The organism is Amycolatopsis sp. GA6-003 (assembly GCF_046267895.1).
Classification (GTDB): Bacteria; Actinomycetota; Actinomycetes; order Mycobacteriales; family Pseudonocardiaceae; genus Amycolatopsis.
The window spans coordinates 6,079,354-6,094,483 of the sequence record NZ_CP176499.1 but is presented as its reverse complement, the minus strand read 5'-3'; the positions used below and the strand labels follow the sequence as shown (position 1 = coordinate 6,094,483).

General features: G+C 69.5%; 18 protein-coding genes and 1 riboswitch. Of the genes, 10 read left to right on the top strand and 8 right to left on the bottom strand.

Going from position 1 to position 15,130, the window contains the following annotated elements; genetic code table 11:
- Window positions 1-36: 36 nt before the first annotated feature.
- Together F9C12_RS27655 and F9C12_RS27650 are read right to left on the bottom strand one after the other, a co-directional pair.
- Complete coding sequence (locus F9C12_RS27655) at window positions 37-240, bottom strand: cold-shock protein (protein ID WP_009083993.1); 204 nt, start codon at window positions 238-240, stop codon at window positions 37-39.
- A 105-nt stretch (window positions 241-345) separates the two neighbouring features.
- Complete coding sequence (locus tag F9C12_RS27650; protein WP_409462298.1) at window positions 346-957, bottom strand: AIM24 family protein; 612 nt, start codon at window positions 955-957, stop codon at window positions 346-348.
- A 134-nt stretch (window positions 958-1,091) separates the two neighbouring features.
- On the opposite strand from F9C12_RS27650, the gene glp reads away from it, so the two are divergent.
- On the top strand, window positions 1,092-2,285 hold the full coding sequence (gene glp / locus F9C12_RS27645) for a gephyrin-like molybdotransferase Glp (RefSeq protein ID WP_409462297.1): 1,194 nt from the start codon (window positions 1,092-1,094) through the stop codon (window positions 2,283-2,285).
- Here the strand turns inward: glp and F9C12_RS27640 are convergent.
- Complete coding sequence (locus F9C12_RS27640) at window positions 2,282-2,926, bottom strand: MFS transporter (RefSeq protein ID WP_409462296.1); 645 nt, start codon at window positions 2,924-2,926, stop codon at window positions 2,282-2,284. The two genes, glp and F9C12_RS27640, sit on opposite strands and share 4 nt — an antisense overlap.
- Before the next feature lie 306 nt (window positions 2,927-3,232).
- A complete protein-coding gene (locus F9C12_RS27635; RefSeq protein ID WP_409462295.1) occupies window positions 3,233-3,778 on the bottom strand; it encodes an ArsR/SmtB family transcription factor in 546 nt (181 codons plus the stop codon).
- A gap of 61 nt (window positions 3,779-3,839) precedes the next feature.
- Here F9C12_RS27635 and F9C12_RS27630 point away from each other — a divergent pair, with 61 nt between their 5' ends.
- Window positions 3,840-4,130 (top strand): GlsB/YeaQ/YmgE family stress response membrane protein, encoded by a 291-nt coding sequence (locus tag F9C12_RS27630; RefSeq protein ID WP_409184698.1) that lies wholly within the window; start codon window positions 3,840-3,842, stop codon window positions 4,128-4,130.
- A gap of 39 nt (window positions 4,131-4,169) precedes the next feature.
- Here F9C12_RS27630 and F9C12_RS27625 read toward each other — a convergent pair whose 3' ends face one another.
- Window positions 4,170-4,346: a hypothetical protein gene (locus F9C12_RS27625; RefSeq protein ID WP_409462294.1), complete on the bottom strand. Its 177-nt coding sequence runs from the start codon at window positions 4,344-4,346 to the stop codon at window positions 4,170-4,172.
- A 225-nt stretch (window positions 4,347-4,571) separates the two neighbouring features.
- Between F9C12_RS27625 and F9C12_RS27620 the strand changes: the two genes are divergently transcribed.
- Window positions 4,572-5,285, top strand: coding sequence for a phosphatidylserine decarboxylase (locus F9C12_RS27620; RefSeq protein WP_409184696.1), 714 nt, complete (start codon window positions 4,572-4,574; stop codon window positions 5,283-5,285).
- Between the two features lie 2 nt (window positions 5,286-5,287).
- Window positions 5,288-6,256, top strand: coding sequence for a CDP-diacylglycerol--serine O-phosphatidyltransferase (gene pssA, locus F9C12_RS27615; RefSeq protein ID WP_067579721.1), 969 nt, complete (start codon window positions 5,288-5,290; stop codon window positions 6,254-6,256).
- On the opposite strand, the gene F9C12_RS27610 is transcribed toward pssA, so the two are convergent.
- Complete coding sequence (locus tag F9C12_RS27610; RefSeq protein WP_409462293.1) at window positions 6,253-6,894, bottom strand: TetR/AcrR family transcriptional regulator; 642 nt, start codon at window positions 6,892-6,894, stop codon at window positions 6,253-6,255. The genes pssA and F9C12_RS27610 overlap by 4 nt on opposite strands.
- Before the next feature lie 85 nt (window positions 6,895-6,979).
- On the opposite strand from F9C12_RS27610, the gene F9C12_RS27605 reads away from it, so the two are divergent.
- Together F9C12_RS27605 and F9C12_RS27600 are read left to right on the top strand one after the other, a co-directional pair.
- Entirely contained in the window at window positions 6,980-7,591 is a 612-nt protein-coding gene (locus F9C12_RS27605) for a nitroreductase family protein (RefSeq protein ID WP_409462292.1), read from the top strand.
- 144 nt (window positions 7,592-7,735) lie between these two features.
- Window positions 7,736-10,024, top strand: coding sequence for an AAA family ATPase (locus F9C12_RS27600; protein WP_409462291.1), 2,289 nt, complete (start codon window positions 7,736-7,738; stop codon window positions 10,022-10,024).
- A gap of 427 nt (window positions 10,025-10,451) precedes the next feature.
- Here F9C12_RS27600 and F9C12_RS27595 read toward each other — a convergent pair whose 3' ends face one another.
- Both F9C12_RS27595 and F9C12_RS27590 read right to left on the bottom strand, forming a co-directional pair.
- Complete coding sequence (locus F9C12_RS27595; protein WP_409462290.1) at window positions 10,452-11,108, bottom strand: LytR C-terminal domain-containing protein; 657 nt, start codon at window positions 11,106-11,108, stop codon at window positions 10,452-10,454.
- On the bottom strand, window positions 11,105-11,413 hold the full coding sequence (locus F9C12_RS27590; protein ID WP_067579729.1) for a DUF3263 domain-containing protein: 309 nt from the start codon (window positions 11,411-11,413) through the stop codon (window positions 11,105-11,107). The genes F9C12_RS27595 and F9C12_RS27590 overlap by 4 nt, the downstream gene beginning before the upstream one ends.
- 140 nt (window positions 11,414-11,553) lie before the next feature.
- On the opposite strand from F9C12_RS27590, the gene F9C12_RS27585 reads away from it, so the two are divergent.
- The 4 genes from F9C12_RS27585 (at window position 11,554) to F9C12_RS27570 (ending at window position 15,047) form a co-directional block, all read left to right on the top strand.
- The gene (locus F9C12_RS27585) at window positions 11,554-12,120 is read left to right on the top strand and encodes a peptide deformylase (RefSeq protein WP_409462289.1); all 567 of its coding nucleotides are present in this window, start codon (window positions 11,554-11,556) and stop codon (window positions 12,118-12,120) included.
- Window positions 12,121-12,247: 127 nt separating this feature from the next.
- A riboswitch (TPP riboswitch) is annotated at window positions 12,248-12,380 on the top strand.
- Window positions 12,374-14,017, top strand: a complete 1,644-nt coding sequence (thiC, locus tag F9C12_RS27580; protein ID WP_409462288.1) for a phosphomethylpyrimidine synthase ThiC — start codon at window positions 12,374-12,376, stop codon at window positions 14,015-14,017. (Overlaps the previous riboswitch by 7 nt.)
- Entirely contained in the window at window positions 14,014-14,847 is an 834-nt protein-coding gene (gene thiD / locus F9C12_RS27575) for a bifunctional hydroxymethylpyrimidine kinase/phosphomethylpyrimidine kinase (RefSeq protein ID WP_409462287.1), read from the top strand. The genes thiC and thiD overlap by 4 nt, the downstream gene beginning before the upstream one ends.
- Entirely contained in the window at window positions 14,844-15,047 is a 204-nt protein-coding gene (locus F9C12_RS27570; protein WP_409462286.1) for a hypothetical protein, read from the top strand. Before thiD ends, F9C12_RS27570 begins: the two co-directional genes overlap by 4 nt.
- Window positions 15,048-15,130 lie beyond the last annotated feature (83 nt).

Sequence of the window (15,130 nt, the reverse complement as noted above, 5' to 3'; positions counted from 1 at the left end):
TGCCGGTTCGCCCAACCGGTCAGCGGACCTGCCTCGCTAGACCTTGCGGACGTCCGCGGCCTGGCTTCGGCCGTCGCGGCCGGACTGGACTTCGAACTCCACCCGGTCGCCCTCGTCGAGGGTGCGGAATCCGTCGGCCTGGATGGCCGAATAGTGGACGAAGACGTCCGGACCTTCGGGGGATTCGATGAACCCGTAGCCCTTTTCCGAGTTGAACCACTTGACGGTGCCGACTGCCACGGCGCCCTCCCTCGGGACAAGAATCCGCTGTCCATCAGCGTGCGAAGTGGAGTTCACGCTACCGGAATCAGCGCTCCCGGCAATGGGGTAATCGGCAGAATCCCCTTACGCCCGCGATACTCGCCGGTTGCGCGATTGGACGAGCACGGTTCCCGGTCCGGCGAAATCGAGGACGAGTCCTTCGCCCGTGCGCAGCGATTGCGGACCGCTCGGGTCGAGCGCGCGCAACCGGCATTGCACCGTGTCGGGATAGGCGAGGAGATAGTCCGGGCGCACCGTCACGATCTCGCCGCGGCCGAGGTCGAACGAGTCCACCGGACCGGGCGCGGTGAGCAGCAGCGGGCCGCGGCCGCTGTAGTGCTCGAGGAACCCGGAGTCGGCACCGAACAACTGCTGCAGCGGGGCCCAGTTCTGGTCGACGCGGACCGTGCCCGGCCGGGCGAGGACGCCTTCGCGGTGCACCGACCAGCCGGTGGATCCGGTGAGTTCGAGGGGGTAGACGTCGCCGGGGCCGAGCGGGGCCAGGTCGACCCAGCCGCCCTCGGCAGGCGCGGTGAACACCGAAGGTCCGCTCTTGCGGCCGCGGTTCTGATTCGTCTCGGCCACGTTGAAGCTGCTGGCCAGCAACGACTCCGCGGCGGCCTGCACGGCTTCGCCGGGGGCGAGCAGCACGCGGGCGACGCCGAATCCCGGCGTGTGCCTGGTGTGGACGCGCATGTCAGCGGGGCGTCGCGAGCGCGGCGCGCCCGGGCTGGTTGCGGACCAGAAACTGCATCAGAACTCTCCCCGTACTCCCCGGCTTGTGCCGGGAGAGTGTTGCACGACGGGCAGCAAGAGGGAGGATGGTCCGCGTGATCTCTGTCGACGCCTACCGCGAGACCGTGACCGAACTGCTCGGCCGCGCGCCCGTCCGTGCTGTTCCGGTCACCGATGCCGCCGGGCTCGTCCTGGCCCGCGACGTGCTCGCCGGGGTGGCGCTGCCGCCGTTCGACAACTCCGCGATGGACGGGTACGCCGTGCGCGCCGCGGACGTCGCCGAGGCGCCGGTGACGCTGCCCGTCGCCGACGACATCCCGGCCGGGCGGGTCGACGTGAAACCGCTCGAACCGGGTACCGCTCAGCGGATCATGACCGGCGCGCCGCTGCCGCCGGGCGCGGACGCGATCGTGATGGTCGAGGACACCGACCGCGGCACCGCGGAAGTGCGGATCTCCCGTGCCGCTTCGGTCGGCAACCACATCCGCCGGACCGGCGAGGACGTGACGCAGGGGACCGTCGCATTGCACGCGGGCACCGTGCTGAGCCACGCACACCTCGGCCTCGCCGCGGCGGTCGGCCAGGCGGAACTGGAGGTGTACCGGCCGCTGTCGGTGCTGGTCGTGTCGACCGGCACGGAGCTGGTGGAAGCCCCGAACCCGTTGCAGCACGGGCAAATCTACGAATCGAACAGCGTGATGCTGGCGGCGGCGCTGCGGGAACTCGGCTGCCAGGTCGAGGTCGTGCGCAGCGTGGTCGACGACGTGGAGGAATTCCGCGGGATCATCGAGCCGCGCCTGGAATCGGCGGACCTGCTGATCACGTCGGGCGGGGTGTCGGCAGGCGCGTACGAGGTGGTGAAGGACGCGCTGACCGGACAGGGCGTGGAATTCCGGAAAATCGCGATGCAACCGGGCGGACCGCAGGGATGCGGCCGGTGGAACGGCGTGCCAGTGGTGACGCTGCCGGGGAATCCGGTGAGTGTGCTGGTGTCGTTCGAGGCGTTCCTGCGCCCAGCGGTGCTGTCCGCGATGGGCCACACGGACGTCGACCGGCGACGGGTGCGGGCGCGGCTGACGGAGGACATGCCCTCCCCTGCTGGGCGGCGGCAGTATCGGCGGGGGTTCTTCACGCCGGTGCTCGGCGAGGTGACCGGGGTGGTCGGGCCGCGGGGTGGGCCGGGGTCGCATCTGCTGGCGGCGTTCACGCAGGCGAATTGCCTGATTGTGTTGCCGGAGGAGGTTTCGGAGGTTTCGGAGGGGGATGAGGTCGAGGTGCTGCTGCTTTAGTTCGGGCTGGGCGATTTCGCGAGCTCGGCTTGGGGAAAGTCCCGCTCCCGTCGCAACGGCCCCAGCAGCAGCACCCCCAGTGAAGCCAGCTGAACGCCCACCATCGCGAACATCGCCACCCGCGCCCCGGCCGCTTGCCCGAGCGCCCCGCCCGCCAAGGCACCCAACGGGATCGTGCCGTAGTTGACCATCGACGAGCTCGCGCTGATCCGTCCGTAGAGATGGCGCGGGCAATACCGCTGCCGAAAGGTCGCGCCCAGCACATTCGACCCCACCACTCCCGCCGCGATGCCGGCTCCGGCGAGGACAAACAGCGTCAAACCCCACCCCGGCCGGGCGAGCGGGCCGAGCAGCATCGCAGGTACCACCAGTGCCTCACACCACAGGAAACCCCACGCCGTGCCGGTCCGTCGGGCGACTCGGCTCACCAGCGTCGCGCCTAGCACCCCGCCTGCCTCGCCTAGGGCGAGCACAAGCCCGACGGCCACCGGGCCCTGGCCCAAATCGTCGACCAGGAAGACCACGGCCACCGCATAAAAGCCGTTCAGGGCAAGGTTCGCGACCCCGCCCGACAGGACCAGGACCCGCAGATAAGAGTCCCGCGCCACGATTCGCATTCCTTCGGCGATTTCGGTACGCAACCGAGTTCGCGGACGCGGAGGCGGCTCGTCCGCGCGCAGGAAACCCAGGCACAGCAAGAAAAGCCGCCATCTGGATGACGTCGCAAACCAGCATCACCCGCCGCTTGGGCCACCGGTCGACCCAAGCGCCCGCTGGCAAACCCACGGCAAGCCAGGGGATCCAAGCCGCCGCAGCAAGTGAAGCAACCTCGAACGTCGAGGCGTGCAGCACCAGCAAGGCCACCAACGGAACCGACGCACTGGCCACCGCGCTGCCGACCGTGCTTACGGTCTGCCCAGTCCACAAGAGACGGAACGCGACACCCCTCACGGCTGCGCTCTGAAACCGCGCCCAAACACGAAAACCGGCTCCCGTTCCGTCGAAGGATCCGCTGCCGCTTTAGCCCCGAACTCCTCGAACAGCGCGAAAATCCGATCGTTCAGCTCCGCCAATTCCGCAGGCGTCAACCGCATCCACGCATCAGAGGAGAACCACGCATCGCGCCATTCCGCCGGAGCCGTCTCCATTTCCGAAAGCCAGCCCCGCGACAACGTCATCTGCCGATCGAGGCTCACCGTCTCCGCGACCTCCGCCACCGGATCTCCGGCGAAGTCCGAAGTGGCCCACGACAACGTGCCCGAAGGACGCCTCCACCAGCGCTCCCGCCGGTCCCGCGCCAGCTCCGGAGCCTCGACCACCAGACCGGCCCCGGAAAGCACCTTCAGGTGGTGGCTCACATTGCCCACCGCCTGCCCGGTTTTCTCCGCGAGCACCGACGCGGTGGCCGGGCCGTCGAGCTTCAGCACGTCCAGCAGACGGCGGCGCAGCGGATGCGACATCGCGGCCAGGACCTGGGAATCGCGGACCTCCATAATGCACAAGAGTAGTTGTACAATACCTCTTGTGCAATAGCCCGCAGGTATCCTCGCGGACATGGGCATCATCCTGTGGATCGTCTTCGGCGCGCTGGTCGGCTGGATCGCGAACCTCGTGGTCGGCGGCCGGGAGCGGCAGCGGCAGGGCTGCCTCGTCAGCGTGCTGGTCGGCGTGGTCGGGGCGGCCCTCGGCGGCTTCATCTACCGGCTCGCGACCGGTGAGCAGCAACACTTCGAGTTCGACTTCCCGAGCTTCGGCGTCGCCATCCTCGGCGCGATCGTGCTGCTGCTCGTGCTGCGGCTGGTCAGCGCCGCCACCTCGGGCCGGCGCGATCGTGACCGTTGGTAACGGTTTCCCGACGATCTGTCAGAACACCCGGGCGGCGGGCTAAACTGATCCGTTCCGCGCCCGGGTGCGTGCTTCGTCGGGGGACGCATGCACCCGGGCCGCGTCCCGCACGAGCCGGACGGCGTGCGCGGGGTCGACGAGCTGGGGAATGGGCGTCGAAAGGACATCCCGGCGCCAGGCGCGCAACAGCCGCGCGAGCAGATCGGGTACCGCCATCGTCTCCCTCGCCAGGTCGGCTCGGGCACCGGTCCCGAGCGGCGTCAACTACCCGGTGTTATCGGATTGTTCGACGCGTCGTTACCGGTTTGTGGTCGCGCCCACCCGCGCCGCGAGAACCCTTACGACCAGGGCCTGCCGGGTCCGCCGCAGGCGGGCGGTAGCGTGGGGAAGCCCAAATCGGACCCTTACACCGACCGAGACGAACAGCGGGGAACTCGACCCATGAGCGGCCAGCCCACCGGTAACCCCCTCGCGCACGCTGTCCAGCTGGCCCGCGAGACGTTCCCGCCGATGCACCCGGCGGGACGGCCGTTTCTCCTCGGCGGCCTCGCCGCGACCTTCGTGCTGCGCCGGTTCTCCAAGCGGCTCGGCGTGGCCGGCGCGCTCGCCACCGCGGGCATGACGGCGTTCTTCCGCGAGCCGAAGCGCGTGCCCCCGGCGCGGGACAACGTCGCGATCTCGGCCGCCGACGGCACCGTCTCGCTCATCGAGGAAGCGGTCCCGCCCGCCGAACTCGGCCTTCCCGCCGAACCGCGGATGCGGGTGAGCGTGTTCCTGTCGGTCTACGACGTGCACGTCCAGCGCGTCCCGGCGACCGGCGTGATCTCGAAGGTCGCGTACAAGCCGGGCAAGTTCCTTTCCGCGGACCTCGACAAGGCGAGCGAGGTCAACGAGCGCAACTCGCTGGTGCTGCACACCGCCGACGGCCACGAGCTCGTCGTCGTGCAGATCGCCGGCCTGGTCGCGCGCCGCATCCGGTGCGACGTCCGCGAGGGCGACAAGGTGTCCGCGGGCGAGACCTACGGCATCATCCGCTTCGGCTCGCGCGTCGACACTTACCTGCCGCCGGGAAGCAAGGTCGTGGTGGCCAAGGGCCAGCGCACCGTCGGCGGCGAAACCGTGCTCGCCGAACTTCCTGCGCAGGGAGAAAGCTGACCATGGTCCGCGTGACCACCCCGGGCGTCCGGCTGCTGCCGAACGCGATCACCGTGCTCGCGCTCTGCGCCGGACTCTCCTCGGTGCAGTTCGCCCTCACCGGCAACTACGCGATGGCGATCGGCTCGATCGGCATCGCCGCCGTCCTCGACAGCCTCGACGGCCGGATCGCCCGGCTGCTCGACGCGACGTCCAAAATGGGCGCCGAACTCGACTCGCTGTCCGACGGCATCTCCTTCGGCGTCGCGCCCGCGCTGGTGCTCTACGTCTGGCAGGCGCACGGCGACCGCATCGGCTGGGTCGCGTCGCTGATTTTCGCGGTCTGCATGATCCTGCGGCTCGCCCGCTTCAACACGCTGCTCGACGACACCGACCAGCCGCCGTACGCCGCCGAGTTCTTCGTCGGCGTGCCCGCGCCGGCCGGCGGGCTGGTCGCGCTGCTTCCGCTGATCGCCACGCTGCAGTGGGGCGAGGGCTGGTGGTCCGAGCAGTACGTGGTGCTGGTGTGGACCATCGCGGTCGCCGCGCTGCTGATCAGCCGCATCCCGACGCTGTCGCTGAAGACCGTCAAGGCCCCGGCGAAGGCGATCGCGCCGCTGCTGGTGGGCGTCGGGCTGCTGGCGGCCGCGATCATCGTCTTCCCGCTGGCCGCGCTGGCGGTCGCGCTGGTGCTGTACCTGCTGCACATCCCGTACTCGGTCTACCGGCACCGCTGGCTCGCCGCGCACCCGGAGGCCTGGGAAGTGCCGCCGCGCGAACGCCGGGCGATCCGCCGGGCCCGCAGCCACCGCCGGCTCCGCTTGCGCCCCGCCTCGGGCCGGGTCGCCGGTGCGGCGATGCGCGCGGTGCGGCGGACGAACTCCGACCTGGTGCGGAGCCGGAATCTGCGCGAGCGGGACCACAGTTCGGCCACGTCCGGGCCCACCCAGCGGCGGCGCAGCTGGCGGCGAATCGGCATCCGGCGCCGCTAGTTTTCCGCCTTTCCCAGCGCGGACACGAAGAGGTCCAGCTGCGTCTCGAAATCCTGTCGGCAGTCCGCGTCGGTCAGCACCGGCAGCAGGCGGTGCAGGTTCGGTGTTTCGCTGGGCGTCGCCATGCGCCGGAACCAGTCGTCGACCGGCTCCGCTCGGTCTAGCGGCGCCCCGGCCAGCCCGGTCTCTTCGGTGAGCGCGGCACCGAACGCGAGACCGGTCAGAGAGCGGTACGCGCGCACGGTTCCGACGTCGTCCAGCCCGGCGTCCAGCAAGGCGCCGAGCATGCTGTCGATCACCTTCAACGCCCCCGGCGAACGCGGGTTGGCCTCCTCCGCGACCAGCGTTCGCAGCACCGCCGGATGGCGCCGGAACTGCGCGTAAAGGCCCTCGACCAGGCCGCGGATCCGGACGTCCCACGGCGTGGCCGGGTCGGGCACCGGGACCGCCTCGAAGATCCGGGCCACGAGACCGTCCAGCAGATCGCCCTTGTTCCGCACGTGGTTGTAGAGCGACATCGCCTCCACGCCCAGCTCCGCGGCGAGCTTGCGCATCGACAGGGCCGCCACGCCGTGCTGGTCGACGAAAGCGAGCGCCGCGTCGAGCACCTTTTCGCGCGTCAAGGTTTCCCGGGCCATCCCGCCAGCTTACGGCGTAAGTCCTCGACAGCCGCCGTACTTACACCGTACGCTTACGCTGTAAGTACAGCCTGGGAGGTCCACCGTGGATGCCGTCACCTTGCTCACCACCACTCGCTCCGTCCGGCGGAAGCTCGATCTGGAGCGGCCGGTCTCGAAGACCGTGCTCGAGGACTGCCTGCGGATCGCGCAGCAAGCCCCGGCCGCCGGTTCTCTTCTCGCCGCGCAGCGCTGGGTCGTCGTACTTGATCCCGCGGTACGCAAGGAAATCGCCGCGATCACTCGTGAGGCCGCAGAAGATGCGTGGCGGAAATACGAACACCTCGTTGACCGCCGGATGGCGACCTCGGCTCGATACCTAGTGGAGCGCCTCGACCAGGTGCCCGCGCTCGTGCTGCCGTGCATGCCGGGACCGGTGCCGACGGGCACCGCCGAGCTTTCCGCGTACTACGGCTCGATCTACCCAGCGATCTGGAGCTTCCAGCTAGCCCTGCGCACGCACGGGCTGGCCAGTTCGCTGTGCAGCTACCACCTCGGCGGCCGGGAGGCGGATGTCGCGCGGATCCTCGGCATTCCGGACGACGTCGCGCAGATCGGCCTGCTCGCGGTGGCGTATTCGACCCAGCAGGAGTTCTCCCCTGCCGCTCGCCCGGAGGTGGACGAAATCCTCTCCTTCGACGGCTGGGCGAAGCCGTAATTCAGGCGCCGAACACCGCGCCGCTACGTGGAGTCCGACGCGCCCGAGGAGTTCGTCGCCGCGATCCGCGACTGGTCCGCGACGCACTAGGCACGGTCCTCGCGTTCGCGCATAACCACCCGCGAGTTCATTAGGGTGAGCAGCGTGAGCGATCCGCAGATCACCCTGACCGTCCGGCACACGCCGTCCGCGCTGGACGCGCGGCGGGGAGTTGTCCGGCTGCACCCGGAAGTGCTCGACGCGCTCGGCCTGCGGGCCTGGGACGCCGTGCACCTCACCGGCGCGCGGCGCAGTGCCGCGTTGGCCGCGCCCGCCTCCGAGGAGGCGACGCCGGGGGTCGTGTTGACCGATGACGTCACCATGTCGAACCTCGGCGTCGCGGAGGGCGGCGAGGTCGTGGTCTCGCCAGCGGAGGTCACCGCTGCCCGCACGGTCACTGTGTCCGGGTCTCGGCTGGCGTCGGTTTCGGTGTCGCCGCAGACGTTGCGGCTCGCGCTCACCGGCAAGGTGCTGACCCGCGGCGACGCGGTTTCCCTGCTGCCGCAAGACCTCGCGCCCGCGCCGGGATCGGACGTCGCCGCGGTGCGCGGGCAGTTGTCCCGCGTGATCGGGGCGACTTGGACCAACGAACTGCTGACCGTCACGGCGACGGAACCGGCCGGCGTGGTGGTCGTCGGACCGTCCACTGTGGTCAGCTGGCGCGACGGCGCCCGCACTGGCACGCCGACCGGCGAACCGCCGACGCGCACCGCGACCGCGCTCGTCCGCACCACCGCCGTCACCGCGGCCGAGGACTACCTCGACGCGGAGATCGTCGAAGAGGTCGTCACCGAGGCCCGCGAGGAAGGCCTGGACGAGCCGGTGCCGGTCGCTGATCTGGTCGGAGCCGAGAGCGCGGCGCGCAAGCTGGCGGAATGGTTCGACCTGGCGTTCCACCGGCCCGAGCTGCTGGCGAAACTGGGCACCTCGGCGCATCTGGGCGTGCTGTTGTCCGGACCGGAAGGGGTCGGCAAGGCGACGCTGGTGCGGTCGGTCGCCGCGGCGGAGAAGGTGCGCGTGGTGTCGGTGACCGCCCCGAATATCGCGGTGCTGGAACCGAATGCGGCACACCGTTCGCTGCGCGAGGCCATCGAGCGGGCCGCGGACGGCGACGGTCCGGGCGTGCTGTTGATCAACGACATCGACGCGCTGCTCCCGGCCACTCAGCCGCCGCCGGTGGCCACCGTGGTGCTGGAAGAACTGCGCGCCGCACTGCGCCGGGACGGGCTGGCCGTGGTGGCCACGACCGCGCGAGCCGAGTCGGTGGACCCGCGGCTGCGCGGCGCCGACCTGCTCGACCGGGAGCTGGGACTGCCGTTGCCGGAGGCGAAAACGCGCGTCGAACTGCTGCGGATCCTGCTCCGCGACGTACCGGTCGAATCCGGTGCCGACCTGGGCGTGCTTGCCGAACGAACCCCCGGCTTCGTCGCCGCCGACCTGCTCGCCCTGCGCCGGGACGCGGCGTTGCGGGCCGCGCTGCGCCAACGGGACGCCGACGAGCCCAAGATCTCCCAGCAGGACCTGCTCGACGCGCTGGCCACCGTCCGGCCGATCTCGCTGTCCACTTCGGACAATCTGGCCACCGGCGGGCTGACCCTGGACGACGTCGGCAACATGACGTCGGTCAAGGAAGCGCTCACCGAAACCGTGCTGTGGCCGCTGCGCTACCCGGACTCGTTCGCCCGGCTCGGCGTCGAACCGCCGCGCGGCGTGCTGCTGTACGGCCCGCCCGGCGGCGGCAAGACGTTCCTGGTCCGGGCGCTCGCCGGGACCGGGGCGCTGAACGTGTTCGCGATCAAGGGCGCGGAACTGCTGGACAAATGGGTCGGCGAATCGGAACGCGCGGTCCGCGACCTCTTCCGCCGCGCCGCCGACGCGGCACCCTCGCTGATCTTCCTCGACGAGATCGACGCACTCGCCCCGCGCCGAGGCCAGTCGTCGGATTCGGGTGTGGCCGACCGCGTGGTCGCCGCGCTGCTCACCGAACTGGACGGCGTCGAGCCGATGCGCGAGGTGGTCGTGCTGGGCGCGACGAACCGGCCCGAACTGGTCGACCCGGCCCTCCTGCGCCCCGGCCGGTTGGAGCGGCGAATCTACGTCCCGCCGCCAGACGCGGAATCCCGCGCCGCGATCCTCGCCGCGACGGCCAAGCACACCCCACTGGCGTCCGATGTGGACCTCACGGCCACCGCGGAGGCACTGGAGGGCTACTCGGCCGCCGACTGCGCCGCCCTGATCCGCGAGGCAGCACTGACGGCAATGCGCGAATCGCTGGAGGCCCGCGAGGTGACCGCGGCGCACCTGGCCAAGGCCCGCGAGGCAGTGCGACCTTCACTGGACGCGGCACAGCTGGCGACGTTGGAGGCTTACGCGCAGGCGCAGCAGGAACGGTGAGGTCGGTGAGCGCTGGTGCCGGTCTCGGCGGTGCCAGCGCTCGCTGGCGTCACGGTGACTTCCTGTGGTGTGCGGAGTCTGGGAGGTGGTTCGCCTTGGCTGCCGCGCTCGCCGGTGCTCCGTGCCGCACCACGCGCCAGGCTGTGCCGTATCACCCGGCCACGCTGCATGACCGCTGCGTCCAGTCGCCTGCCATACCGGGCTGCCCGTCCTGCCATACCGAGCCGCCTGGTCTGCCACGGCTAGCCACTCGCGCTGCCATACCGAACTGCCCGCACTGCCATACCAAGCCGGACACCACACCCCACCACCGCGCCGAACGCAGATCAGCCGAGCGCCACCCACCCGACAACCCAGCACCCCACACACCCGAGGCACCGCAGACATGACAAAGCCCGCGCCGTAGCGCGGGCTGTCACAAACCGGATCAGCTGCCCTTGTGTCCGGGTTGGTAGTCCTTCGTGATGATCACTATCACCCCGGGGCTCGAGTTCTGGATGCCCTCGAACCGGGGCTGGGCCTGGAAGCCGAACTCCTTGGCCAGCTGTTTCGCGGCGGCTTCCTCGTCGGTGCCCGGGCGGAAGTAGGCCGTGGTCGTCGGGATGACGCCCTGCGAGTAGTTGCCGACCTCGGCGACGTTCCAGCCCGAACCTCGGAAGTCGGCGGCGGCCTGTTCGGCCAGGTGCTTGATCAGCGAGTTGTTGTAGACCCGCAGGGTGACCCACTTGTTCGAGGCCTGCTGGTCCGGGCCCGCCTGGCCCGGCTGTCCTGGCTGCTGCCCCGGCTGGCCGCCGGGCTGTCCGGCCTGGCTCGACGCCGGGGCCGACGAAGCGGCGGACGACGAGGCCGGCACCGACGAAGCGGGCGACGACGAAGCGGGCGACGACGGCGCCGACGACGAAGATGGCGCGGACGACGATCCGCCGGGCGCGGTGGGCTCGCCGGACGTGCTCGGTCCGGCGTTCTGGTCCCCGCCGGTGTTGAGCACGGTGACGCCGCCGATGACGGCCGCGACCACCGCGACCCCGATCAGCGCGACCCCCGCGGCCTTCAACGGCCGGGACAGTCCCGAGAAGACGCTCATGACAGCTCGATCCCCAACCGCCGGGCCCCGCGTTTGCGCTGACGGGCGGCGCGCGTTTTGCGCAGCCGCTTGACCAGCATCGGATCGGCCGCGACGGCCTCCGGCTTGGCCAGCAGCGTGTTCAACAACTGGTAGTAACGGGTGGAAGACAGTCCGAAGCGCTCCCGGATGGCGTTCTCCTTCGCCCCGGCGTGGCGCCACCACTGCCGCTCGAACGCGAGAATGTCCAGTTCGCGTTCGGTCAGGCCACCGACATTTTCCGGCGGCGACGGCTGGTCCCCAGCCATCGACTCCGCGGCGTCCATGCGGTCCTCGCAATCGGTGTCGGCAGTCCTTTCCGCGGGCGTCATTGAACCACGGAACCCATGCTCGACATGGGCATCCGACACGGCGCGTCACGGTCCGATCCAGGTGTACCAGAAGGGTCCGACTAAACTCGGCGTCCGTGACCGTCCACCCCATCTGCATCGCCGGCGAACCCGTGCTGCACCAGCCCACGCGCGAGATCACCGAGTTCGACGACAAGCTCGCCACCCTCGTCGAGGACATGTTCGAGACCATGTACGCGGCCGAGGGCGTGGGCCTCGCGGCCAACCAGATCGGGCTCGACCTGCGAGTGTTCGTATACGACTGCCCGGATGACGAGGGCGTCGAGCACAAGGGCGTGGTGGTCAACCCGAAGCTGGAGACCTCCGAGATCCCGGAGACCATGCCGGACCCGGACGACGACTGGGAGGGCTGCCTGTCCGCCCCCGGCGAGTCGTACCCGACCGGACGCGCCAAATGGGCGAAGGTGACCGGCTTCGACGTCAAGGGGAACCCGATCGAGGTCGAGGGCACCGGCTACTTCGCGCGCTGCCTCCAGCATGAGACCGATCACCTCGACGGGTTCATTTACCTGGACCGGCTCGTCGGCCGCCACGCGCGCGCGGCGAAGAAGATGCTCAAGAAGAACAAGTGGGGCGTGCCCGGCCTGACCTGGCTGCCGCCGAAGGAACCCGCGGACGCCTGACCCGCGCCGAATTCGCCGAAGGCCTCCTCGGAATCACCGGGGAGGCCTTCGGCGTCCTTCGGCCAGACGGGCGGGAGGGTTGTGCCGACCCGAGGCGCCATGGCATCGTCGGACGAGCAACCTCAACCGAATGCAACGCGGGAGCTCGCGCCTTGGCGGGCTGAGAGGGTGACTGGTGTCCATCTCGCGGACACCCGGCGTCACCGACCGCATGAACCTGACCGGGTAATGCCGGCGTAGGGAGTGAACGTCGTTGACGACGCTGGAAAACCAGGGTGCCATCGCCCCGTCCGTCACCACCGGGCCGATCACCGGCTCGCGGAAGGTCTATCACCGCACCGAATCCGGGCTGCGGGTTCCGGCGCGGCGGATCGACCTGTCGAACGGGGAGCATTTCGACGTGTACGACACGTCCGGCCCCTACACCGATCCGGACGCGAACATCGATGTCCACAATGGACTACACCCGCTGCGGTCCGGCTGGGCCGACGGGCGGGAGCACAACACCCAGCTCGGCTGGGCGAAAGCCGGGGTGATCACCCGGGAAATGGAGTTCATCGCCGCGCGTGAACGCTGTACTCCGGAGTTCGTGCGGGACGAGGTCGCCCGCGGGCGCGCGGTGATTCCGGTCAACCGCAAGCATCCGGAGACCGAGCCGATGATCATCGGCAAGAACTTCCTGGTGAAGATCAACGCCAACATGGGAAATTCGGCCGTCTGGTCCTCTGTGGAGGAAGAGGTCGACAAGATGGTGTGGGCCACCCGCTGGGGAGCCGACACGATCATGGACCTCTCCACCGGCAAGCGGATCCACGAAACGCGCGAGTGGATCGTGCGCAATTCGCCGGTCCCGGTCGGCACCGTGCCGATCTACCAGGCGCTGGAAAAGGTCAACGGGGAGCCGGAAAAGCTCACCTGGGAAATCTACCGCGACACCGTGATCGAGCAGTGCGAGCAGGGCGTCGACTACATGACGGTGCACGCCGGCGTGCTGCTGCGCTACATCCCGCTGACCGCGCGCCGGGTCACCGGCATCGTCAGCCGCGGCGGGTCGATCATGGCCGCCTGGTGCCTCGCGCACCACAAGGAATCCTTCCTGTACACGCATTTCTCCGAGCTGTGCGAGATCCTGCGCGAGTACGACGTCACGTTCTCCCTCGGCGACGGCCTGCGTCCCGGCTCGATCGCGGACGCCAATGACCGCGCCCAGTTCGCCGAGCTGGAAACCCTCGGCGAGCTGACGCACATCGCGCGCGAGCACAACGTGCAGGTGATGATCGAAGGCCCCGGCCACGTGCCGATGCACAAGATCAAGGAAAACGTGGAGCTGGAGGAAAAGCTCACCGGCGAGGCCCCGTTCTACACGCTCGGCCCGCTCGCCACGGACATCGCTCCGGCCTACGACCACATCACCTCGGCGATCGGGGCGGCGCAGATCGGCTGGTACGGCACGGCGATGCTGTGCTACGTCACGCCGAAGGAGCACCTCGGCCTGCCCAACCGCGACGACGTGAAGACCGGCGTGATCACCTACAAGATCGCCGCGCACGCCGCCGACCTGGCCAAGGGCCACCAGTACGCGCAGGACTGGGACGACGAATTGTCCAAGGCCCGCTTCGAATTCCGGTGGAACGACCAGTTCAACCTGTCGCTCGACCCGGACACCGCGCGCTCCTTCCACGACGAGACGCTGCCCGCGGAACCGGCGAAGACCGCGCATTTCTGCTCGATGTGCGGGCCGAAGTTCTGCTCGATGCGGATCACCCAGGACGTGCGCAAGTACGCCGAGGAACACGGTCTGTCCTCTGTGGAGGCGATCGAGGCGGGCATGGCCGAAAAGTCCGCGGAGTTTTCCGAGCAGGGCAACAAGGTCTACCTGCCCGTGGTCAACCAGTGACAAGCACGCCTCGCACCGCCCTCACCATCGCCGGATCCGATTCCGGCGGTGGTGCGGGCGTGCAAGCGGACCTGCGCACGTTCTTCGCCAACGGCGTGCACGGGCTGGTCGCGCTCACCGCGGTCACCGTGCAGAATTCGCTTGGCGTACAAGGGTTTTCCGAGATACCGGTCGACGTCGTCACCGCGCAGATCAAAGCGGTCGCCGAGGACATGGGCGTCAACGCGGCGAAGACCGGCATGCTCGCCACCGCGGAAATCATTCAGGCGGTAGCGAAAACGCTGGATGAAGTCCACATTGGACGTGCCACGGACACGCCGTTCGTGGTCGACCCGGTGGCCGCGTCGATGACCGGACACGCGCTGTTGCGTGAAGAAGCACTGGAAGCGATCCGGACGGAACTGTTCCCGCGCGCCACCCTCATCACGCCGAACCTCGACGAGGTCCGGCTGCTGACCGGTGTCCGCGTCACCGACGCGAAAAGCCAGCACGCAGCCGCGGAAGCGTTGCTGGAGTTCGGTTCCCAGTGGGTTCTGGTCAAGGGCGGGCACCTCTACGACGCCGCCGATTGCGTCGATCTGCTCACCGACGGTTCGGCGGTGATCGAGCTGAGCGGGCCGCGCATCGAGACCGAAAACACCCACGGCGGCGGCGACACCATGGCGTCGGCGATCACCTCGTCGCTCGCGAAGGGCGCGGACGTGCCCACCGCGGTCGCGGAGGCGAAACGGTTCATCGAACGCTGCGTCCAGGAGGCGTATCCGCTCGGTGCCGGAGTCGGCCCGGTTTCCCCCTTCTGGCGGCTCGCCGATGCGACACTGGATGGATGAGCGAGTCACCGGAAGCGTTGTGGGCGCGACTGCCGCTTGAGGTGCAGCACGAGGTCGACGGCCTGGTCGCCGAGCACCGCACCGCTTCGGCGGTCAAAACGATGCGCAAGTCGGGCGTCACGCCGCGGCCGGGGATCGCCGAAGCGCAAGCGGTGTACCAATACCGGATGTCGGTGCTGAAGCCGCCGCCGCGGTTTTAGCCGCGCGAGGGACCAGCGCGACCACCGGGTGTGCCATCGTGGTGGACTGTGCAGGAACGACAGCCGCCAGGACCAGACCAGAA